Here is a 21,256-nt window from a genome sequence, read left to right as displayed (position 1 = left end):
CGACGGGGCGAGCACCGTAGGCGACGCAGCAGCTGCGGCATCGATCACTGCGGTCGCCTTCTTGGTCGCGGCGCGCTTGGCCGGCGTCACCGGAACTCCAGCGGAAGTGGGAATCGACTGCTCTACGCCTGCAACGGCCTTGTTGGGCGTATCGGCCATCGCAGCCACCACTGCCTTCCTGCCAGCAGCCTTCTTGCTCGGAGCCGACGACGCAGCCCCTGTCTCGGCAGGAGCATCTTTGGCTTCGACACCAGCCGCCGACGCCTTGGGCGCTGCCTTCGCCTTGGCTGAAGGCTTGACCTCGTCCACCATGGCGGCGCCGACGAAATTCGGATGCACCACGAGGCCATCGCGCGTCAGCACGGTCGCTTTGACCAGCTCGTCATCCCAGTTGATGGCGAGCTTCTTTTCCTTGGCGTCGATCAGCGTGGTGACGAAGGCCAGCAGGTTGCGCGAATACAGCTGGCTCGCCGTGGTCGGGATGCGGCCCTGCATGTTGGTATAGCCGATGATCTTGACGCCGTTATGCTCGATCACCTTGTCAGGGACCGTCAGCTCGACATTGCCACCGCGCTCGGCCGCCAGGTCGACGATTACCGAACCCGGCGCCATTGATTCCACCATTGCCCGGGTGATCAGCCGCGGCGCCGGGCGCCCCGGGATCAAAGCCGTGGTGACAACGATGTCCTGCTTGGCGATATGGGTGGCGGTGAGCTCGGCCTGCTTGGCCTGATACGCGGCGCTCATCTGCTTGGCATAGCCGCCGGCCGTCTCGGCCTGCTTGAATTCGTCGTCCTCGACGGCAACGAACTTGCCGCCCAGCGATTCCACCTGCTCCTTGGCAGCGGGCCGCACGTCGGTCGCCGATACCACTGCGCCGAGGCGCTTGGCGGTCGCAATGGCCTGGAGACCCGCAACGCCTGCGCCCATGACGAACACCTTGGCCGGACGAACAGTGCCGGCCGCCGTCATCATCATCGGGAAGGCGCGCTCGAATTCGGACGCGGCTTCGATGACACCCTGATAGCCGGCGAGATTGGCCTGGCTGGACAGGATATCCATCACCTGTGCACGCGTGATGCGCGGCATGAATTCCATGGAAATGGCGGTAACGCCGGCCTTGGCCAGAGCATGAAGCTCCTTGTCATTACCATATGGGTCAAGCGCACCGATCACCAGCGCACCCTTGTTGACGCCCGACAACCAGGCCGCACTTGGACGCCGAACAGTCAGCACAACGTCGGCGCCTCTCAGCGCAGCATCGGCGGTGGCAGCCACGGTCGCGCCGGCAGCACTATAATCCGCGTCGAGAATGCGAGAGCCCGTGCCCGCGCCCTGCTCGACCGATACGCTGGCGCCAAGCGCAATCAGCTTGCCCACCGTCTCTGGAGTGGCCGCAACGCGGTTCTCCCCCTCGAAACGCTCGCGGACGATCGCAATTTTCATGGGAGTCTCCTGCCCGCCTGCCAGACGGACAGGCTTGATTCATGTGCCTGTATGCGCTGCTGCGATCAGGGCTTGATGAGAAAATACAGCACGACCAGCGTAACGGCTGTGCCGATAATCGCCCATTTAACGGCGGTCAGGAACGCACCATAGGTGGCTTCGTGCTGGGCATAGTCCATCGGGGATTCGACCTGCAGTTCGGCATGGTGCTCGGGGCGGTGCTCGGTGGCCATTTGATCCTCTTTGGTCCAGTCGTCTCAAAAAACTATAGCAGCCGAAACCGGCTTAGGGCGAAGTCGCTTCCAGTTCGTCGATCAATCCTTCGATCATCGACAGGCCGAGCGACCAGAACTGCGGGTCTTTCGCGTCCAGCCCGAACGGCGCCAGCAGCTCGGAATGGTGCTTGCTCCCGCCAGCCTTGAGCAGCTCGAAATAGCGCTCCGCAAAGCCGTCGCTGGCCTTCTCATACTGCGCGTAGAGCGAGTTCACAAGGCAGTCCCCGAAGGCATAGGCATAGACGTAAAACGGCGAATGGATGAAATGCGGGATGTAGGCCCAGAAGATGTCATAGCCATCATTGGGGATGATGGCGTCGCCCAGGGACTCCTTCTGCGCGTCGAGCCAGATCTGGTTGATTTCCTCGGTCTTGAGCTCGCCCTGCCGCCGCGCCGTATGGACCCGCCGCTCGAACGTATAAAACGCGATCTGCCGCACCACCGTGTTGAGCATGTCCTCGACCTTGGACGCCAGCAAAGCAAAGCGGAGCTTCGGGTCGGTCGTGTTGTTGAGCAGATGCCGGAACGTCAGCATTTCCCCAAACACCGACGCGGTTTCGGCCAGGGTCAGTGGCGTATTGGCAAGGATAGGCCCCTGCGCCGCCGCCAGCCGCTGGTGCACGCCATGTCCCAGCTCATGCGCCAGCGTCATGATATCGCGCGACCGGCCCATGTAATTCAGCATCAGGAACGGATGCGCGCTCGGCACGGTTGGATGCGCAAAGGCCCCCGACAGCTTGCCGTCGCCGGTCGGCGCATCGATCCAGCCGCTGTCGAAGAACGGCGCTGCAACCGCCGCCAGCTCCGGCGAAAACTTGCCATAGGCTTCCATCACCGTGGTCTTGGCACTTTCCCAGTCCCAGGTCCGCTCGTCGCTGGTCGGCAGCGGCGCATTGCGGTCCCAGGCGTTGAGCTTATCCTTGCCGAACCACTTGGCCTTCATCGCATAATAGCGGTGACTCAGCCGCGGATAGGCGTCCTGCACAGCCTTCTGCAGCGCATCGACAACTTCGCGCTCGACCGAATTGGCCATATGCCGGCTATCGGCGATGTCCTCGTAACCGCGCCAGCGATCCGAGATTTCCTTGTCCTTGGCCAGCACGTTGGTAATGTGGGTAAACAGCCGCGCATTGTGCTTGAGCGTCTTGCCCAGCGCGTTGAATGCCGCCTGGCGCTTGCTCTCGTCCTTTTCAGACAGCAGATGCAGCGTTGCTTCCATGTTGAGCGTTTCGCCATCGACCTCGAACTCGAGGCTCGACAGCGTCTCGTCGAACAGCCGGTTCCACGCCGAATAGGCGGTCACTGACTTGTCGTGGAACAGCTCTTCCAGCTTGTCGTCGAGCTGGTAGCGCTTGGCCTTGCGCAACTCGGCAAACCAGGTGCGATAGCGCGCCAGTTCCGCATCCTGCGCGAACGCCGCTTCGAGATCGGCATCGTCGATCCGGTTCAGTTCCAGTTCGAAAAACAGCACTTTGGTCGAAAGTTTGGTCAGCGCCTCATTGGTATCGCCCATGAATTTGGCGCGGTCCGGATCGGTCGCCTTCTGCGCATATTGCAGGAACGAGAACGAGCCGATCTTCCCGCTAAGGTCGCCCAGCTTTTCGCTGTCCTTGATCGCAGCCACCAGCTTGCCGGCCTTTGTCAGCTCGACCAGCTTGCCCTTGTAGTCGGCCTCGAACTGGCTCGCGAGCGCCTTGGCCGTTTCGAGGTCCGCCTTGAATTCGGGGCTGTCCCTCCGCGGATAAAGGTCCGAGAGATCCCACACCGGCAGGTTGCCGAACTGGTTGTGGCCCTTCTGAGCTTCTGCGATCATGGCGATACTCCGGCTGTTCTGATTTGCCGCGGACCTTAGCCAGCGAGGCGCGCGATGGGAAGAGTCTGCCCGTTCCGGCGTAGCTCCATGTCGAATTCCTCATGATTAATCGTGCCTTAACACCCGTCGCCCACACTCCTCCCAAAACGGCACACGATTCGATGCTGTAACCAAGAAGACTGGAGCCTGGATGACGCGCGTTCTCGTAGTCGATGATGACCCAGTACAATTGCGCCTCACTGCCGAGGTCGCCAATCGCGCTGGATTCAAGCCCCTGACCGCCACCGGCGGCGAGCAGGCGCTGACCATCCTGCGTGAAGATCGCAATATCGGGGCCATGATCCTCGACCTCGTGATGCCTGATCTCGACGGCATGGGCGTCATGGACGCCATGCGCCGCGAAGGCCTCACCACCCCCGTCATCATCCAGACAGCCAACGCCTCACTGGAAACCGTCATCTCGGCGATGCGCAATGGCGCGGCCGACTATTTCGTCAAGCCGGTGGCCCCCGAGCGCCTGATCATCTCGCTGCGCAACGCCATGAAGCTCGATGCGCTCGAAGCCGCCATTCGCTCCGAACGCGCCCGCAAGGCCGGCACTTTCTCCAGCGCCGACATGATCGCCAAGGCGCCCAGCATGGCACGTGTACTGATCCTCTGTGCCAAGGCCGGCAAATCGACTATTCCCGTGCTGGTGGAAGGCGAAACCGGCGTCGGCAAGGAGCTGATCGCCCGCATCATCCAGGGCGCCGGCGACCGCGCCGGCAAGCCCTTCATCACCATAAACTGCGGCGCTATACCGCCAAACCTCGTCGAATCGGTGCTGTTCGGTCACAAGAAGGGTGCCTTCACCGGCTCCATTTCTGACCACACTGGCAAGATCGCCGAAGCCCATAATGGCACGCTGTTCCTCGACGAAATCGGCGAGCTGCCGCTCGACATCCAGGTCAAGCTACTGCGCGTGCTGCAGGATGGCGAGATCGAGCCAGTCGGCGCGTCCCGTCCTGAGCGTGTCAATGTCCGCATCATCTCGGCGACCAATCGGCGCCTGCTCAATCTCGCCAAATCTGGCGAGTTCCGCGAAGATCTCTATTACCGCCTCAACGTCTTTCCGATTTATGTGCCGCCGTTGCGCGACCGCATGGAAGACATTCCCGCACTCATTGCCATGTTCATCGCCCGCTTCTCCGCCGAGGCCGGAAAGCGGGTGCTCGGTATCTCCCCCGTCGCGCTCGAACTGCTGCTGAGCTACGACTGGCCCGGCAACATCCGCCAGCTCGAAAACGCCGTCTACCGAGCCATCGTTCTGACCGACGGCGCCTTCCTCGAAACCGTCGATTTCCCGCAGGTCTTCGCCCAGACCAACGGTCGCGACGTCGCCCTCAAGGCCCTCGAAGGCGTGCCGGTGCTGGCAGCGCCGATCCATATCGACACAGCCTCCGCCCGCTTGCGCGCCGTGCTTGACGAGCCTATGGCCGCGCCCGACCGCTTCCTCGCGCCCACAGGCGAGATCGCCGCTCTGGCCGAAATCGAGCGCGCCGCCATCGTCTTCGCCATCGAGCACCACGGCGGCCGCATGTCCCGCGTCGCCCGCGCGCTCAAGATCGGCCGCTCGACGCTATACCGCAAATTGCACGAATACGGCCTCGCCGAAGAGCTGATCAGCGACGCTGCCTGACGGCAGTTCCCACTGCAAAAGAATCGGCTAGTCTCCCCCGGGGAGAGCCGACATGACACCATTGATCGAGGCACGGGGGGTCTCCAAACGCTTCCGGCAGCACAAACGGTTTCCGGGCCTGCTCGGCGCCTTCAAGACTCTGGTGACCACGGAATATACCGAAGTCACCGCCGTTAATGACATCAGCTTCGACATCGCCGCTGGCGAGGCGGTCGGCTATCTCGGCCCCAATGGGGCCGGCAAATCCACCATGATCAAGATGATGACCGGCATCCTGGTGCCCAGCGACGGCACGCTATCGGTGCTTGGCCGCACGCCCCATCTCGAGCGCATGGCCAATGCCCGCCAGATCGGCGTCGTCTTCGGCCAGCGCAGCCAGCTTTGGTGGGACCTGCCGCTGATCGACAGCTTCACCCTGCACCAGCGCATCTACGACATCCCGCTCACCCGCTACCAAGATAACCTCAAGCGCTTCAGCGAACTGCTCGACCTCAAGCCATTCCTCGACCGCGCCGTGCGCCAGCTCAGCCTCGGTCAGCGCATGCGCGCCGAGATCGTCATGTCACTGCTGCACGACCCCAAAATCCTGTTTCTCGACGAGCCGACCATTGGCCTTGACGTAGTGGCCAAGGATGCCGTCCGCCGCTTCCTCGCCGAGATCAACCGCGAGCGCGGCGTCACCATCATCCTCACCACCCATGACCTGCAGGACATCGAAACCATCTGCCCCCGCCTGATCATGGTCGACCACGCCAAACTGATCTTCGACGGCCAACTCGGAAAATTGCGCTCGGCCCTCGGCTCCGCCCGCCGCCTGACCCTGGAATTTGCCACCGATCCCGGGCCCGTCGTCCTCAGCACTGCAACGCTGACCAACGACGACGGGCTGATCAAGCACTACCTGCTCGAACGCGAAGAGGTTTCCCTCGTCCAGATATTGAGCGAAGTGGGCAGCACCCGCGATCTCAAGGACGTGGCGCTGCACGAGCCGAATATCGAGGAGGTGATCCGCACCTTCTACCAACGCCGCAACACGGCCTCGGCCACCACGCCTTGAGCGCCTATACCGCCTTCGTCCGCAGCGGCTTTCTCACCAGCCTCGCCTATCGCAGCGAGGTCTGGGCCAACATCTTCGGCAAGCTGGTGCAGGTGTTTGCCCGCGTCGCCATCTGGCTGGCCGTCTATGCCGGCGTCACCGCCGTCGATGGCATCTCCATCGGCGACATGATCACCTATGCCCTGCTCGGCGGCGTGGTGATGGGCGCAACGCGCTACGATCGGATAATCCGCCACGTGGGCACGGCGCTCAAGACCGGCGACGTCGCCGTCTGGCTGCTCAAGCCGGTGCATTACCCGCTCTACCTGCTGTCCATCGAAGCCGGCGCATCCGCCTATACCTTCCTGCTTGCGGTCGTCCCCACCATCGTCATCGTCGCCCTGGTCTATGGCATGCATCCACCGGCAAGCCTGTTCCACGGCGTCATGTTCGCGGCCTATTGCGGCTTGAGCTTCATCATCCATTTCCTCTGCGCCGCCATCTTTGGCGTCCTGGCCTTCTGGCTGATGACCATCTTCTCGCTGGAATGGTTGCTGCAGAGCCTGATCAGCCTGCTGTCGGGCCTGCTCATTCCGTTCTGGTTCTTTCCCGAACCCTTCGGCAGCATCGCCAGCCATCAGCCGCTGGCGTGGCTGGTGTATTATCCATCCGCCGTCTGGCTGGGGCGCCTCGATATCGGCCAGACCCTGCTTTACTTCGGCTTCGGCATCGCCTGGGCCGGCCTGCTTACGCTGGCATTGACGCTACTGTGGCGCCGCGCCGCCTCCCGCATCACCGTACATGGAGGCTGAGCCGTGCAGCACACTCTCGGCACCCTGCTGTTGCTCGTCAGCATGTACATCAAGTCCCAGATGGAATACCGCGGCGCCTTCTGGCTCGACCGACTGGCGCAGATTGTCTCCTACGGCGCAGTTCTACTGGGCATGTGGATCCTGCTGCAAAAATTCGACCTGCTGGGCGGCTGGAACTGGCCGGAACTGGCCCTGCTGTTTTCCTTCCAGCTCCTCGCCTATGCTTTGGGAGCCTCGGCAAGCTTTACCCAGCTGCGCGATCTCGAGGATCTGGTGAGGTTGGGCACGCTCGATGCTCTGCTCACCAAGCCAATCAACACCTGGGCCTATCTGATCTTCTCGGGCCTCAACATCGGCTATGCCGGCCACATCATCCTCGCCATTCCGGTCCTCGTCTGGGCACTATTGGCGGCGCAGGTGCAATGGAGCTTATTCACCGCCATGTTTTTTGCCGCAAGCCTGATTAGCGCCATGCTGGTGACCGGCGCGGTCATCACCATGATCGGCGCTACCGCCATGATCTGGGTCCGCTCCAATCACCTGTTCTCCATCTTCTTCGGCTTCTGGGAGCTGACGCGCTACCCGCTCAACATCTTCCCGGGCGGCATCCAGGCCGTCATGCTCACCATCGTGCCACTGGGCTATATCAGCGCCGTCCCGGTCGCCGTGCTGCTCGACAAGCCGGTGCCCCTGCTCGGAGATTTTGCCTGGCTCGCCGCCCTGCTCGCCGGTCCCGTCCTCACGCTGATCGCCATTGCCCACTGGCGCTATGCCATGAGCCGCTACCAGGGCGCCGGTGGCTAATACAAACCACCGTGTCATTCCGGCGAAGGCCGGAACCCATCCTGAGATGACTGGACTTGCCGTGTTGGTTGGAAACACCTCAGGATGGATCCCGGCCTCCGCCGGGATGACATCGAGGGTTATTGGAAATCCGAAGATGACCTCCGGTTTTCAAATATCTCACCTCCGCGACTTGCCCGCCATCACCACCCAAAATAGCCTCGCTCCTGGAGGAGACTAATCATGACCCGGCAACCCCATTTCGTGGTCGTCGGCGGGGGCACCGCCGGCTGGATCGCGGCTTTCATCATTCAGGATGCGGCACGGCGCAAAGGCCTCGACGCTCGCATCAGCGTCATCGAACCCTCCTCCATTCCAACAGTCGGCGTCGGCGAGGCGACCACCGCCGCCTTCCGCGTACTGCTCATGCATTTCAACATCGACGAGTTTGAATTCTTCCGAAAGACCGAGGCGACCTTCAAGCTCGGCATTCGCCACGAAGACTGGCGTCGCAAGGGCTTCACCTATTACGGCCCGATCGACGATCCGCATCAGGTCATCAAGGCACCGCCAGGCGCCGCCTCCGACTACCTCAACGTCTACGCCATCGCAGCCGGCAAGCCGATCACCGACATGCACCTGTTCGGCCCGCTGCTCGAACAGAAGAAAGCGCCCTATGCCCGCAAAGCCGACGGCAGCCTGATCCCGCTCGGCCCCTTCCACCACGCCTATCATTTCGACCAGGCCAAGGTCGGCCGCTTCTTCGCCAGCAAGTCCCAAGGCGTCGACATCATCGACGCCGTCGTCTCGGGCGTGCATCGCCACCCTGAAACCGGCGACATCACCGCGCTCGAACTCGACAACGGGACCAAAGTAGAAGCTGATTTCTTCATCGACGCGACCGGCTTCAGGAAGCAACTCATCGTCAAGGAAATGCAGGCGCCCTGGATTTCCTATGCCCACGAACTCCCCGTCAACCGCGCCCTACCGTTCTGGCTCGACATCAAGCCGGGCGACGAAATCGCCAATTACACCCGAGCCTGGGCCATGGACAGCGGCTGGATGTGGCAGATTCCGACCCAGACCCGCTACGGCTGCGGCTACGTCTATTCCGACGAATTCTCCACCCCCGAACAGGCCAAGGCCGAAGTCGAGCGCCTGCTAGGCCGCGAGATCGAAGTGCGCAGTGACATCCGCTTCCAGATCGGCCGTCTGGAAAATGCCTGGGTCGGCAATGTGCTGGCTGTCGGTCTCAGCTCGAGCTTCCTCGAACCTCTAGAATCCACCTCGATCCACGGCACTATTGTACAAATGATGCTGTTCGCCGACCGCTACCTGAAACACCCCGCCGACCTCACGCCCGCCGACCGCGCCGACTACAATGCCCGCGTCGGCCGCCAGGTCGATGACTTCCGCACCTTCGTCAACACCCACTACCTGGTCGAGCGCGACGACACTCCGTTCTGGCGTGAAGTCCGCGCCAGCCGCATTCATCCCGAGACCAAACAACGCCTGCAATACTGGCAGCACCACATGCCTCGGCATGAGCAATTTCCCGATACCCTGTTCGGCTTGCCCCATATCCAGACCCAGTTGCACTATCCGGTGCTGACCGGTCTCGGCCTGCTCGACCAGAACCTCGCGCGCCAGGAAATGGACAAGGACCCAAAACTCCGCCAGTTCGCCCGCGAAACCTATGACAGTCTCGTAAAAGAATATCGCGCCGCCGCTCAAAAGGCGCTCGGCCACGCGGAGTTCCTGCAGGCGGTGCGGGATATGGCATAGAAAAGCCGCGCCACGGCCATATTTAGCGGAACCCCCGTCCCCCGGTTCCGTTGCGTGCGCAGCGCATGCGCAAAGGGAATGGTCATGGCACAAACTGGTCGCGGATTTGGATACTGGGCCAGCATGCTGCTGGCGGTGGTCATGGCATTGTTCGGCATTGCAATCTTGGCGGGCGGTGCTTGGCTCATCACCCTCGGCGGCTCATGGTACTATGGCATTGCCGGTCTGGGCCTGCTGACCTCGGCCTGGTTCATTTTCCGACATTCCATGTTGGGCGTCTGGATTTATCTCGCCACCTTCCTGTTCACCCTGGTCTGGGCGCTTTGGGAACGCGGTTTCAACGGCTGGGCGCAGGTGCCCCGCCTAGTGGCTCCCACCGTCATTCTCATCTTGGTCCTGCTGACCATCCCCGCCCTTCGCGGTCGCTTCGCGGGCGGGCGCGCCGCCTTCACCGCAGCAGCCATAGGCATTATCGCACTCGGCCTGTCCGCCGTTACGCTCACCTCCGTGCAGCAGTCGAGCAGTCTGTTTGCCCAAGAAACCCCGGTCCCGGCAGAGCAGGCAGTGCCGCCTGCTGATCCTGTCGCACCCGCTGCTGTCCTCACTGCACCTGCCGAACCGGCAGTCGCTGCAATCGGGGAAGCCCCGGCAACCCGCGCTGCCGAAGCCCAGCTACCCGTCGGCGCTGATTGGCCCGCCTATGGCGGCACCTATCAGTCTGCCCGCTTCTCACCGCTCAACCAGATCACGCCAGAAAATGTCGGCCAGCTCGAACGCGCCTGGGAATTCAACACCGGCGACCTACCCTCCGAGGCGGCCAACGGCAAATATTCGCCGGAAAACACCCCGCTCAAGGTTGGCGACGATCTCTTCATGTGCACCGCCAAGGGCATTGGCCTCGCCATCGACGCGGCTACCGGCGGCGAAGAATGGCGCTTCGATCCGGTCGTGGCCGACGACGCCATCCCCTATGGGGCGACCTGCCGCGGCGTCGCCTACTACCAGGTGCCGAATGCAGCCGAGAACCAGGCCTGCGCGACCCGCATTCTCTGGGGTACGCTCGATGCGCGCCTGATTGCCGTTGATGCCAAGACCGGCCAGCCCTGCGCCGACTTTGGCACCAATGGCGAAGTCTTGCTCGAGGAGGGTATCGGCGACACTGCCCCCGGTTGGTATGCCGTGACCTCGGCTCCGACCATTGTACGTGGCATTGCCGTCATCGGCGCCCAAGTCAAGGATGGCCAGGCCGAGGACGCTCCCTCCGGCGTGGTGCGTGGCTTTGATGCCATCACCGGCGAACTGGCCTGGGCTTGGGATCTCGGCAATCCCGGAAACCACGCCGCGCCAGCCGAAGGCGAAGTCTACACTCGCGGCACCCCCAATATGTGGACCACTGCCTCGGGCGACGAAGACCTCGGCCTGGTTTACCTGCCGCTGGGCAATTCCTCGGTCGATTATTACGGCTCAAACCGCAGTGAATTGGAAAACCAGTATGCCACCTCGCTGGTGGCAGTCGATGTCACTACCGGCAATGATGTCTGGCACTTCCAGACCGTGCATCACGACCTCTGGGACTATGACCTTGGCAGCCAGCCAACCCTGATCGACTTCCCGACGGCCGATGGCCCGCGTCCAGCGGTGGTCTTAGCCTCCAAGCAAGGCGACATCTACATCCTTGATCGCGCCACTGGCGAATCCCTGTTCGAGGTCGAGGAGCGTCCGGTGCCAGTCGGCGGTGTCGAGCCTGACTACCTGTCCCCCACCCAGCCGCATTCAGCCTACCATACGCTGGCCTTCCCTCCTCTGACCGAAGCCGACATGTGGGGAATGACCCCGCTCGACCAGCTTTGGTGCCGCATCGAATTTAAGCGCAGCCATTATGAAGGGCCCTATACTCCGCCGACCACTGACCAGCACTGGATCCAGTATCCCGGCTACAATGGCGGCAACGACTGGGGCAGTATCGCCATCGACGTGGAGCGCGGCCTGATCATCGCCAACTACAACGACATGCCCAACCACAACCGGCTCATTCCGCGCGAAGAAGCCGATGCGGCAGGACTGATCGCGATCAATGAGGCGGGCGGCGGCGAGACTACGGCTCTCGGCGAGGCCGGGCCGCAGGCCGGCGCGCCCTATGCCATCGAGGTCAATGCCGGCTGGCGCGCGCCTTTCACCGGCCTGCTCTGCAAGCAGCCGCCCTATGGTGGCATTCGCGCCATCGATCTGGCGACCGGCGCCACTGTCTGGGATCGCCCATTTGGCTCAGCTCGCGAGAATGGTCCGTTCGGGGTGCCAACCTTCCTGCCGCTCGATATCGGTACTCCTAACAACGGGGGGCCGGTCATCACGGCAGGTGGCCTTATTTTCATCGCCGCCACCACCGACAACCTGATCCAGGCCATCGATATCGAAACCGGTAAGACCGTCTGGTCAGATACCCTGCCCGGTGGCGGCCAAGCCAACCCGATCATATACGAAGCCGATGGCCGCGAGTTCCTGGTGATCGCTGCCGGCGGCCACCACTTCATGGAAACCCCGATCAGCGACGCAGTGATCGCCTATGCCCTGCCGGAGTAGCAGCGGTTGGTAAGACAGGAAGCCCCGGTCCAAAATCCGGGGCTTGTCGCTAGCCCCTCCCAGTGTCTTCCCGGACCTGATCCGGGGGGCGATAGTGCCCAGACAAACCCTCGAGCATTGCCACGTCGAGCTGTGCCGCCGCATGCGGACAATCAATCGCGATCCTTGACGATAGACTGCGACTTTTCTGTCAAGCGACCACATTCGGGGTTGCGCAATGCCCTATCGCAGACCAAAAATAATTGCAGTCGTTCTAAACAAGGACGCGCTTACCCACATCCCACCATCTGAAGGTGCCCCTCGCGATAATGACGCCATCATTCTTGCTGACATTCGCATTGCTACTGCCGTTCGGTGCCGCCCTCGTGGCCGCCTTGCTTCCTCAGAACGCACGCAATGCTGAAGCTTGGTTGGCAGGAACAGTGGCCGTCGCCGGTCTCGGCATCATGATCTACCTGTTTCCTCACGTCGCCGCTGGCGGCGTAGTGCGTCACGAGATCCAGTGGATCCCTGCGCTCGGCCTCAATCTGATCCTGCGGATCGACGGCTTCTCATGGCTGTTCGGCATGCTTATCACCGGCGTCGGTTTCCTCGTGGTGCTCTATGCGCGCTATTACATGTCGCCCAAGGACCCGGTGCCGCGTTTCTTCGCGTTCTTCCTGGCCTTCATGGGCTCGATGCTGGGCCTCGTTCTCTCCGGCAATATCATCCAGCTGGTGATTTTCTGGGAGCTGACTTCGCTCACTTCCTTCCTGCTGATCGGCTACTGGTTCCACTTCGCCCAAGCGCGTGACGGCGCCCGAATGGCACTGACGGTGACCGGCCTCGGAGGTCTCGGCCTCCTGATCGGCATGCTGATCATCGGCCAGATCGTCGGCAGCTACGATCTCGACGTGGTGCTCGCTTCCGGCGACCTGATCCGCGCGCATCCGCTGTACCTGCCGGCGCTGCTGCTGGTGCTGCTCGGAGCTCTGACCAAGAGCGCGCAGTTTCCCTTCCACTTCTGGCTCCCGCACGCCATGGCGGCGCCAACGCCCGTTTCGGCCTATCTGCATTCCGCCACCATGGTGAAGGCCGGCGTGTTCCTGCTGGTTCGCTTCTGGCCGGTGATGGCCGGCACCGACGCCTGGTTCTGGATCGTCACTAGCGCCGGCATGGCCACCCTCATCTTTGGCGCCTATGCCGCCATCTTCCAGACCGACCTCAAGGGCTTGCTGGCCTATTCAACCATCAGCCATCTTGGCCTCATCACCACCCTGCTCGGCATGTCGACGCCGCTCGCGACAGTGGCTGCGATTTTCCACATCGCCAATCACGCTACCTTCAAGGCCTCGCTGTTCATGGCCGCCGGCATTATCGACCATGAGACCGGCACGCGCGATATCCGAAAACTCAGCGGCCTGTTCCGCTTCATGCCCTTCACTGCGACCCTCGCCATGGTGGCCAGCGCCGCCATGGCTGGCGTGCCTCTGCTCAACGGCTTCCTGTCCAAGGAAATGTTCTTTGCCGAAGTCGCCGAGCGCGACGCCAATCCCTTCGTCAACCTGGCGCTGCCCATCGGCGCCACACTCGCCAGCATGTTCGCCGTAGTCTATTCGCTGCGCTTCGTGCATGGCGTGTTCTTCGGCCCCAAGCCGGAAGGCCTGAGCAAGCTGCCGCACGAGCCGCCCGCCCTGATGCGCCGGCCCATCGAAATCCTGGTGCTCCTCTGCCTCGTCGTCGGCATCATCCCCGGCGTCACCATCGCGCCTTATCTCGCCGCTGCGGTTGTCTCGGTCACCGGCCCCGATACCCCCTACTACAGCCTCTCTGTCTGGCACGGCTGGAACCTGGCCCTCGCCATGAGCGGCATCGCGCTGGTTGGCGGCGTGCTGCTGTATTGGGCGCTCTACGGCTATCTCGCCAAGGGCGTCGATGGCCCGCCGCTGATCCACCAGCTTAAGGGCCAGCGCATCTTCGAGCGCATCATGCTCATCATTACGTCGAAGTGGGCGCGCCGCCTCGAAGCCAGGTTCGGCACGCGCCGCCTGCAGCCGCAGCTGTTCCTGCTGTTTGTTTTGGCCGTTGGCCTGCCCGCATCCCTGCTGCTTACGCGACTCGGCGGCATCAACCTCACTTTTGCGGGGTTCGATCCCGCCTTTGCCCTGCTCTGGGCAGTCGGCATCGTCTGTGCCGTCGCGGCGGCGCAACAGGCCAAGTTCCACCGCCTCGTGGCGCTGGTTCTGCTCGGCGGCACCGGCATCGTCACCTGCATCACCTTCGTCTGGTTCTCGGCCCCCGACCTCGCCATCACCCAGCTGCTGGTCGAAATCGTCACCACTGTGCTGATCCTGCTCGGCCTGCGCTGGCTGCCGAAACGCGTCGAAGACATGCGCGACGAGGCACAGCTTCTTAAGGCGCGCCTGCGCCGCTATCGCGACTTGGTGCTGGCGGGCCTCGCCGGTGTCGGCATGACCGTCATCGCCTATGCCGTGATGACGCGACAAATTCCCTCGGGCATTTCCAAATATTTCCTCGAAAACGCCTACCAGCTTGGCGGCGGCACCAATGTCGTCAACGTCATGCTGGTCGATTTCCGCGCCTTCGATACCTTGGGCGAAATTGCCGTGCTCGGCATCGTTGCGTTGACCGTGTTTTCGGCGCTGCGCCGCTTCCGTCCGGCGCGGGAATCCATCGCCAAGCCCGAGCAACAGCGCATCCAGAATGAATTCGACGACCGCGCTCCTGAACGCAGCCAAGGCGACACCGTCAACGAATATCTGCTGATCCCGTCGGTCATCATGACCTGGATGTTCCCGGTCATCATCGTGCTGGCAGTGCATCTGTTTTTGCGCGGCCACGACCAGCCCGGCGGGGGCTTCGCCGCGGGCATCGTCATGTCCATTGGCTTCATCCTTCAATATATGGCCGGCGGTACGCGCTGGGTCGAAGACCGCCTGCGCATTTTGCCCGTCCGCTGGATCGGTTCAGGCCTGCTCCTGGCTTTGCTGGTTGGCGTCGCCGCACAGGTCGTCGGCTATCCCTTCATGACCACTGCCTTCCAGTATGTTGAAATCCCCTACATCGGCCGCGTGCCGCTGGCCTCCGCTCTGATCTTCGATCTCGGCGTGTTCAGCCTCGTCGTCGGCGCCACGGTGCTGATCCTGATAGCGCTGGCGCATCAGTCGGTACGTTCGCCAAAGGCCGCCCGCAATGCGGTTCCGATCAAGGAAGCCGAAGTGTCTTCCGACGCGCCGGTGGAGATACGCTGATGGAGCTCGTTCTGGCCATCGGCATCGGCGTACTGACTTCCTGCGGTGTCTTCCTGATGCTGCGCCCGCGCACATTCCAAGTCATCATCGGCCTTTCGCTGCTGTCCTATGCGGTCAACCTCTTCATCTTCTCGATGGGCCGCCTGATGGTCGGCGCAGCCCCGGTCACCGCCAGCGGCACTATTGACCCCACACATTTCACTGATCCGGTGCCTCAGGCGCTGGTGCTGACCGCCATCGTCATCGGTTTCGCCATGACCGCGCTGTTCCTCGTCGTCATGCTGGCGGCGCGCGGCGTCACCGGCACCGACCATGTCGACGGCAGGGAGCAGCGCTGACATGAACACCCTGCTCGACCACCTCGTCGTCCTGCCTATCCTGCTGCCGCTGGCAGCGGGCGCCCTGATGCTGATGTTCGATGATCGCCAGCGCGTCACCAAGGCCTTCATCAACGTCTTCGCCACCGCCCTGCACCTTGTCATCTGCGTCATGCTGGTAGTCCAGGCCGCGAACCCGACCGATCTGCTGGCAGCCAGCTACCCGATCGGCAACTGGCCGGTTCCCTTCGGCATCGTCCTCGTCGCCGATCGCCTATCGGCCATGATGGTGCTGCTCGCCTCGGTGCTGGGCATTTCGGCCCTGGTCTATTCGCTGGCCCGCTGGCATGCCGCCGGCCCCAATTTCCACACCCTGTTCCAGTTCCTGCTGATGGGGCTGAACGGCGCCTTCCTGACCGGCGACATCTTCAATCTCTTCGTGTTCTTCGAAGTCATGCTGGCCGCATCATACGGTCTGGCGCTGCACGGCCTCGGCCTCGCCCGCATCAAGGCCGGCCTGCACTATGTCGCCGTTAACCTCGGCGCATCCTTCCTTTTCCTGATCGGCGCGGCGCTGATCTACGGCGTCACCGGCACGCTCAACATGGCCGACCTCGCCTCCAAGGTCGCCACTATTCCCGAGCTTGATCGCGGCCTGCTCGAAGCCGGCGCCGCCTTTCTGGGCCTCGCTTTCCTGCTAAAAGCGGGCATGTGGCCGCTCGGCTTTTGGCTGCCCACGACCTATGCCGCCGCCTCCGCACCCGTTGCCGCTGTATTCGCCATCATGACCAAGGTCGGCGTCTACGCCGTGTTGCGCCTCTCGACCCTGGCTTTCGGCATCGAAGCCGGAGCCTCGGCTGGCCTCGGCCAGACCGTGCTGCAGATCGGAGGCATGGCTACCATCGCGTTCGGTGCGGTCGGCGTGCTTGCTTCACAGACCACGGCACGCCTCGCCGGCTATTGCGTGCTGGTCTCGTCCGGAACGCTGCTGGCCGCCATCGGCATGGGCAACGCCTTCGTCACCGGCGGTGCGCTCTACTACTTGGTCATTTCCACACTCGCCATAAGCGCCTTTTTTCTCATCGTTGAGCTGCTCGAACGCATCCGCATTGCCGGCGCCGATGTGCTCGCCATCACCCTTGAAGCCTATGGCGACGACGAGGAAGACATCGAAAATGACGAGATCGGCCTCGCCATTCCCGGCGCTTTGACCATGCTCGGCATTTGCTTTGCCTTATGCGTCCTGCTGCTGGCCGGCCTGCCGCCACTCGCCGGCTTCCTCGGCAAGTTCGCAATCATCTCGGCTTTGTTTAACCCTCACGGCCTGACCGAGGCCGCCATCATCACGCCGGCTTCCTGGTGGCTGGCCAGCCTGATGATCTTTTCCGGCTTTGCCGCGCTTGTTGCGCTGACACGTACCGGTATAAGCACCTTCTGGGCCACCATGTCCGACACTCCCGCCCCGGTTCGCGTCATCGAGATCGCGCCGATACTGCTTCTGCTCGGCCTCACCGTGGTAATGACCGTATTGGCCGGCCCGGTGATGGACTACATGTATGTGATGGCTGAAAACCTCCATTCCCCAGCCATCGAAATCGGCAATATCCTGGCCACGCCTTTGGTTGGTGAGGTGCTGCCATGATGCGTCAAATCCTGCCCTACCCGCTGCTCTCGCTGGGCATGCTGATCCTCTGGTTGCTGCTGCAACAGTCGCTGGGCCTCGGCCAAATCCTGCTTGGATCGGTGGTTGCCCTGTTCGCCGGCCGCGCCCTCGCCGCGCTGCAGCCCGAACAGCCCCGCATCCGCCGGCCGTTCAAGATCATCCATCTGATGGGGCTGGTAGCGGTCGACGTGCTGTGGTCCAACCTGGCCGTCGCCCGCATCGTGCTGCAGGGACGTCACCGTAAACAGACCGCCGGCTTCCTGCTGCTGCCGCTCGAACTGCGTGATCGTTCGGCGCTGGCCATCCTAGCTTGCATCATCACCGCCACGCCGGGCTCTGCCTGGCTCGAATATGACGCGGTGCGCGGCACGGTCCTGATCCACGTCCTAGATCTGGTCGACGACCAGGAGTGGATCGACACCATCAAGCATCGCTATGAGCGCCTGCTATTGGAGATTTTCCAATGAGCGAGACCATCCTTTTCTGGACCATTATGGTGTCCCAGTTCCTGCTGGCCGGAAGCATGATCGCCGCCACCTCCCGCATGATCCGCGGCCCGCGCGCCCAGGACCGTATTCTGGCCCTTGATGCCTTCTATGTCGCCGCCATGCTGATGCTGGTGCTGTTCGGCATTCGCGTTGGCACCAGCGTTTATTTCGAAGCCGCCTTGGTCATCGGCGTCCTTGGCTTCGTCAGCACAGTCGCCCTCGCCAAATTCCTGATGCGCGGCGAGGTGATCGAATGACCGAGATACCTGTCTGGGCCGCCATCCTCGTAGGTCTCTTCGCACTGATCGGCTCGCTGCTAACCTTCATCGGCTGCATGGGCCTTGCCCGCTTCGACAGCTTCTATCAGCGCATCCACGCCCCGACCCTGGGCACCAGCTTCGGCGCCATCTTCGTCCTGGCCGCCTCGATCATATACTTCTCGGTCTCCGGCCAACGCCTGGCCGTGCACGAAGTGCTGATCGTCATCTTCGTCTCGCTGACCACGCCGGTCACTTTGATGCTGTTGGCCCGCGCCGCGCTCTACCGTGACCGCGCCGAAGGCAATGGCAATGTCCCCGCGGCAGCGTTGGGCAAGGACACCGTGGTCAAGGCAGCGGACGACCTATAGCCGCGAGCCGGCATCCACGCTGTACGCCCTGCGGCGGACGATGGCTTTCCGCCCAACCCCGCAAAGCTACCGCGTGCCCGGCTATAAGCATTTTATCAGCCGACCAAATGTTCATCTGGCGGGGCAGTCTCGTCTGCCAGAAACATCGTGGGTGTCATGGCGGTGACCTGTCGAAACGCAGCCGAGAACGAAGCGGTACTGGAAAAACCGAACTCCATGGCAACGCCTGCGATTGCGGTCCCTCGCGCCAGCCGGTCAATCGCCTGCACGATGCGTTCGCGTTGTCGCCAGGCCTTCAAGGTTAGCCCCGTCTCCGCCGGAAATAGTCTGCTCGCCGTGCGCACGGAGGTTGCGGCGCGTGACGCTAGCTCTTCGACATTCAACCGGTTATTGCGGTCGTTGAAGGCAAGATCGGCCAGGCGTTGACCTATCGGACTGCTCGGCAAGGGCAGGAAAGTGGGCGCATGCGCTGTTTCGGCAAGCTCGTGCAGCATCAGCTTGGCGACGAGCTCGGCCTTTTGCGGTGCGATGTCGGCACTAAAGGCAGCAGTCAGCAGCGCGTGCATCAACGGCGTGATCCGCAACGTGAACGGTCGGTCCAGTGGCGCCGCCGGTGCCCAGGCTTGGGCCGCCGCCTGCTCCCAATGCACCATCCACAATTCAGCATCGGTCAGCACGTCCAGTCGATGCACAACCCCTGCCGGTATCCACACTGCAAGCTGCGGAGGCACCAGCCAACGGCCTTCGTCCGAGTGGACCTGGACCATACCGGAAACGGCAAAGGTGAGTTGTGCGTCACTGTGGGAATGGGGCGGCAGACCCATGCCACGCAACTTGTGGCCACGTCTCAGACTGAAGGGCACTGTCGACATATTGGCCTCTGTGCGATGCCGGTTGGCGTCACATCGCCGAGTGACATTGCTATCATGCTCCTTACCAACGGTCGAGCACACAGCAAAGCGAGCAGGAACTATGAGCGCAACAATGAAAGCCATCGTCATCAACGCATACGGCAACAACAACGATGTGGTCGAATATGTCGACGTCGACCGCCCACAACCTCAGCCAGGCGAGGTGCTGGTCAAAGTCCACGCTGCAGGGCTCAATCCCATTGACTGGAAAATTCGCGCCGGCGCCGGTCAGCGCATGGGCATGACCTTGCCCATCCATCTGGGAGGCGAGATCGCCGGCACCATCGAAAGCATCGGAGATGGCGTTGGCAACCTTGCCATCGGCGATGCTGTGTACGGCATCATACCGTCCGGCGGCTTCGCCGAATACGCCATTGCCAAGGTGGCGGACTTGGCCAGCAAACCCGCCAACCTCGATTTTGTCCAGGCGGCGGCTGTTCCTCTTGGTGCCTTGACCGCCTGGCAGGCCATGTTCGACCTGGCGGGGCTCACCAGCGGCCAGCGTTTGTTGATCACCAACAGCACTGGCGGGGTTGGCTCCATTGCGGTCCAACTCGCCAAAGCTACTGGCGCCCATGTCACTGCCATGGCGTCTGCCCATAACGAAGACTACGTCCGCAGCTTGGGCGCCGACGATTTCATCGACTACAACAGGCAGCCGTCCGAGAACCTGGCGCATGACATGGATGTGGTGTTTGACACCATCGGCGGCGATACCTTCGATCGGGCATTCTCCACCCTCAAGCAGGGCGGGTTTCTAGTGACCGCTGTAGAATTTCCCAAGGAAGAGACTAAGCAGCGCGGCGTCGGTGTCGGACGAGTCTTTTGCAAGCCGAACACCAGCCAGCTTGCGTCCATCCGCGAGCTCGTCGAAGCCCACAAGCTGAAAGCCCAAGTTGCCCGGGTCTTTGCTCTCTTCGATATCAGGGAAGCGCTGGATCTGTCGGAAGCTGGCCGCACTCGAGGCAAAATAGTGCTCCAGATCGCAGTATAAATCGGCCAACTATGCATGCGGCGGGCGTGGTGCCATGAGTTGCCATGCCCGTCAGATACGAGTTCCAATCTTGTGTTGGCTAGCTCGCCCTGCTGTGTGTAGGGCCCGCCTAATTCCGGCGGGCTAAGTCATTGATTTCGTTCACTTGGACGAACTAAGAATATCCACGTTTGTCGCCCTAAGAATATCAAATGCCTACGTATTGCGTCTTTAGAAATGCACGAATCTGCCAAAGCCTTGTTTTTAAACGAATTCATCTGCACCTAAGAAACAGATTTAACCGATAACTGGATAACCCACTGCTTACGGTGTTGACAGATCTCTCATCCAGAGATAATTTCGTGAAAAACGAAATAAAGTATAAATTCATCAACTACTTAGAATTATTCTGTTTTTATTGCGGTAATCCACCCAGAACAAAAACTATCGTAGTCAAATTTGCTGTCCATTGAGCCAAAGCTGGAAATTTATCAGTTCTACCCAGAAAGTAGGACCGAGACACTATGATGGATACTGCTACTGGCCGTCCGGCCTGGATCGTCAAGCCTCGCAATGGCTTCACAAGTTTTAAGACCACCAAAGCCATCGAATACAAAGAAAGGTGGCCGCGTGACGTGCTCATACAAGCCACGCTCTCACCGGAGATTGAAACCTTAAGTCCATTCGAGGTGACGTTGCCCCCAACTTCTATCCAGCCTGAAGGAGACTCGGGCGGTTGTTTTGGCCGATCTGGCCGGGGTGAGCTACGGGGGCTGGCGCAGAGCTGGTCATTGAGCGGAGCGGCAGATCCCGTCGC

General features: G+C 61.8%; 17 protein-coding genes and 1 pseudogene. 14 read left to right on the top strand and 4 right to left on the bottom strand.

Features of this window, described 5'->3' with window-relative positions:
- Positions 1-171: 171 nt before the first annotated feature.
- From WH91_RS04715 to WH91_RS04710, 3 genes and pseudogenes are all read right to left on the bottom strand, one after another.
- Positions 172-1,446 (bottom strand): annotated as a pseudogene (locus tag WH91_RS04715) (Re/Si-specific NAD(P)(+) transhydrogenase subunit alpha); the annotation flags it as partial.
- Between the two features lie 65 nt (positions 1,447-1,511).
- Positions 1,512-1,679 (bottom strand): aa3-type cytochrome c oxidase subunit IV, encoded by a 168-nt coding sequence (locus tag WH91_RS23160; RefSeq protein WP_082101990.1) that lies wholly within the window; start codon positions 1,677-1,679, stop codon positions 1,512-1,514.
- Between the two features lie 52 nt (positions 1,680-1,731).
- Complete coding sequence (locus WH91_RS04710) at positions 1,732-3,534, bottom strand: M3 family oligoendopeptidase (RefSeq protein ID WP_046169858.1); 1,803 nt, start codon at positions 3,532-3,534, stop codon at positions 1,732-1,734.
- Positions 3,535-3,724: 190 nt separating this feature from the next.
- On the opposite strand from WH91_RS04710, the gene WH91_RS04705 reads away from it, so the two are divergent.
- The 12 genes from WH91_RS04705 (at position 3,725) to mnhG (ending at position 18,555) form a co-directional block, all read left to right on the top strand.
- Positions 3,725-5,212 (top strand): sigma-54-dependent transcriptional regulator, encoded by a 1,488-nt coding sequence (locus WH91_RS04705; RefSeq protein ID WP_046169857.1) that lies wholly within the window; start codon positions 3,725-3,727, stop codon positions 5,210-5,212.
- A 52-nt stretch (positions 5,213-5,264) separates the two neighbouring features.
- Positions 5,265-6,269 (top strand): ABC transporter ATP-binding protein, encoded by a 1,005-nt coding sequence (locus WH91_RS04700; protein WP_046169856.1) that lies wholly within the window; start codon positions 5,265-5,267, stop codon positions 6,267-6,269.
- Entirely contained in the window at positions 6,266-7,060 is a 795-nt protein-coding gene (locus tag WH91_RS04695) for an ABC transporter permease (protein WP_046169855.1), read from the top strand. Before WH91_RS04700 ends, WH91_RS04695 begins: the two co-directional genes overlap by 4 nt.
- Before the next feature lie 42 nt (positions 7,061-7,102).
- A complete protein-coding gene (locus tag WH91_RS04690; RefSeq protein ID WP_046169867.1) occupies positions 7,103-7,864 on the top strand; it encodes an ABC transporter permease in 762 nt (253 codons plus the stop codon).
- Between the two features lie 222 nt (positions 7,865-8,086).
- Complete coding sequence (locus tag WH91_RS04685) at positions 8,087-9,628, top strand: tryptophan halogenase family protein (protein WP_046169854.1); 1,542 nt, start codon at positions 8,087-8,089, stop codon at positions 9,626-9,628.
- Positions 9,629-9,712: 84 nt separating this feature from the next.
- A complete protein-coding gene (locus tag WH91_RS04680) occupies positions 9,713-12,208 on the top strand; it encodes a membrane-bound PQQ-dependent dehydrogenase, glucose/quinate/shikimate family (protein ID WP_082101993.1) in 2,496 nt (831 codons plus the stop codon).
- Between the two features lie 308 nt (positions 12,209-12,516).
- Positions 12,517-15,459: a monovalent cation/H+ antiporter subunit A gene (locus WH91_RS04675; protein ID WP_082101989.1), complete on the top strand. Its 2,943-nt coding sequence runs from the start codon at positions 12,517-12,519 to the stop codon at positions 15,457-15,459.
- The gene (locus WH91_RS04670; protein ID WP_046169852.1) at positions 15,459-15,797 is read left to right on the top strand and encodes a Na+/H+ antiporter subunit C; all 339 of its coding nucleotides are present in this window, start codon (positions 15,459-15,461) and stop codon (positions 15,795-15,797) included. The genes WH91_RS04675 and WH91_RS04670 overlap by 1 nt, the downstream gene beginning before the upstream one ends.
- Complete coding sequence (locus WH91_RS04665) at positions 15,772-17,418, top strand: monovalent cation/H+ antiporter subunit D (RefSeq protein WP_171910576.1); 1,647 nt, start codon at positions 15,772-15,774, stop codon at positions 17,416-17,418. The genes WH91_RS04670 and WH91_RS04665 overlap by 26 nt, the downstream gene beginning before the upstream one ends.
- On the top strand, positions 17,418-17,906 hold the full coding sequence (locus WH91_RS04660) for a Na+/H+ antiporter subunit E (RefSeq protein WP_046169865.1): 489 nt from the start codon (positions 17,418-17,420) through the stop codon (positions 17,904-17,906). Before WH91_RS04665 ends, WH91_RS04660 begins: the two co-directional genes overlap by 1 nt.
- Positions 17,903-18,184 carry a K+/H+ antiporter subunit F gene (locus tag WH91_RS04655; RefSeq protein ID WP_046169850.1) on the top strand — a complete coding sequence of 94 codons (282 nt, stop codon included), beginning with the start codon at positions 17,903-17,905 and terminating at the stop codon, positions 18,182-18,184. Before WH91_RS04660 ends, WH91_RS04655 begins: the two co-directional genes overlap by 4 nt.
- On the top strand, positions 18,181-18,555 hold the full coding sequence (gene mnhG / locus WH91_RS04650) for a monovalent cation/H(+) antiporter subunit G (RefSeq protein ID WP_046169849.1): 375 nt from the start codon (positions 18,181-18,183) through the stop codon (positions 18,553-18,555). The genes WH91_RS04655 and mnhG overlap by 4 nt, the downstream gene beginning before the upstream one ends.
- A gap of 95 nt (positions 18,556-18,650) precedes the next feature.
- Here mnhG and WH91_RS04645 read toward each other — a convergent pair whose 3' ends face one another.
- Entirely contained in the window at positions 18,651-19,379 is a 729-nt protein-coding gene (locus WH91_RS04645) for an AraC family transcriptional regulator (RefSeq protein ID WP_244542401.1), read from the bottom strand.
- 160 nt (positions 19,380-19,539) lie between these two features.
- On the opposite strand from WH91_RS04645, the gene WH91_RS04640 reads away from it, so the two are divergent.
- On the top strand, positions 19,540-20,460 hold the full coding sequence (locus tag WH91_RS04640; RefSeq protein WP_046169847.1) for an NADP-dependent oxidoreductase: 921 nt from the start codon (positions 19,540-19,542) through the stop codon (positions 20,458-20,460).
- Between the two features lie 503 nt (positions 20,461-20,963).
- The coding region (locus tag WH91_RS25080; RefSeq protein WP_210165769.1) for a hypothetical protein at positions 20,964-21,256 on the top strand (293 nt) is incomplete at its 3' end.

The organism is Devosia psychrophila (genome assembly GCF_000971275.1).
In the GTDB taxonomy this organism is placed as follows: domain Bacteria; phylum Pseudomonadota; class Alphaproteobacteria; order Rhizobiales; family Devosiaceae; genus Devosia; species Devosia psychrophila.
Note: the sequence above shows the minus strand (reverse complement) of the source record. Positions and strands in the feature narration are given on the sequence as shown.

Excerpts from the sequence above, each read along its gene's own strand:
- WH91_RS04690 (WP_046169867.1), top strand. The coding sequence starts at position 7,103 with ATGTACATCAAGTCCCAGATGGAATACCGCGGCGCCTTCTGGCTCGAC.
- WH91_RS04680 (WP_082101993.1), top strand. The coding sequence starts at position 9,713 with ATGGCACAAACTGGTCGCGGATTTGGATACTGGGCCAGCATGCTGCTG.
- WH91_RS04685 (WP_046169854.1), top strand. The coding sequence starts at position 8,087 with ATGACCCGGCAACCCCATTTCGTGGTCGTCGGCGGGGGCACCGCCGGC.
- WH91_RS04700 (WP_046169856.1), top strand. The coding sequence starts at position 5,265 with ATGACACCATTGATCGAGGCACGGGGGGTCTCCAAACGCTTCCGGCAG.
- WH91_RS04675 (WP_082101989.1), top strand. The coding sequence starts at position 12,517 with ATGACGCCATCATTCTTGCTGACATTCGCATTGCTACTGCCGTTCGGT.
- WH91_RS04705 (WP_046169857.1), top strand. The coding sequence starts at position 3,725 with ATGACGCGCGTTCTCGTAGTCGATGATGACCCAGTACAATTGCGCCTC.
- WH91_RS23160 (WP_082101990.1), bottom strand. The coding sequence starts at position 1,679 with ATGGCCACCGAGCACCGCCCCGAGCACCATGCCGAACTGCAGGTCGAA.
- WH91_RS04665 (WP_171910576.1), top strand. The coding sequence starts at position 15,772 with ATGTCGACGGCAGGGAGCAGCGCTGACATGAACACCCTGCTCGACCAC.
- mnhG (WP_046169849.1), top strand. The coding sequence starts at position 18,181 with ATGACCGAGATACCTGTCTGGGCCGCCATCCTCGTAGGTCTCTTCGCA.
- WH91_RS04710 (WP_046169858.1), bottom strand. The coding sequence starts at position 3,534 with ATGATCGCAGAAGCTCAGAAGGGCCACAACCAGTTCGGCAACCTGCCG.
- WH91_RS04640 (WP_046169847.1), top strand. The coding sequence starts at position 19,540 with ATGAAAGCCATCGTCATCAACGCATACGGCAACAACAACGATGTGGTC.
- WH91_RS04645 (WP_244542401.1), bottom strand. The coding sequence starts at position 19,379 with ATGGGTCTGCCGCCCCATTCCCACAGTGACGCACAACTCACCTTTGCC.
- WH91_RS04655 (WP_046169850.1), top strand. The coding sequence starts at position 17,903 with ATGAGCGAGACCATCCTTTTCTGGACCATTATGGTGTCCCAGTTCCTG.
- WH91_RS04670 (WP_046169852.1), top strand. The coding sequence starts at position 15,459 with ATGGAGCTCGTTCTGGCCATCGGCATCGGCGTACTGACTTCCTGCGGT.
- WH91_RS04660 (WP_046169865.1), top strand. The coding sequence starts at position 17,418 with ATGCGTCAAATCCTGCCCTACCCGCTGCTCTCGCTGGGCATGCTGATC.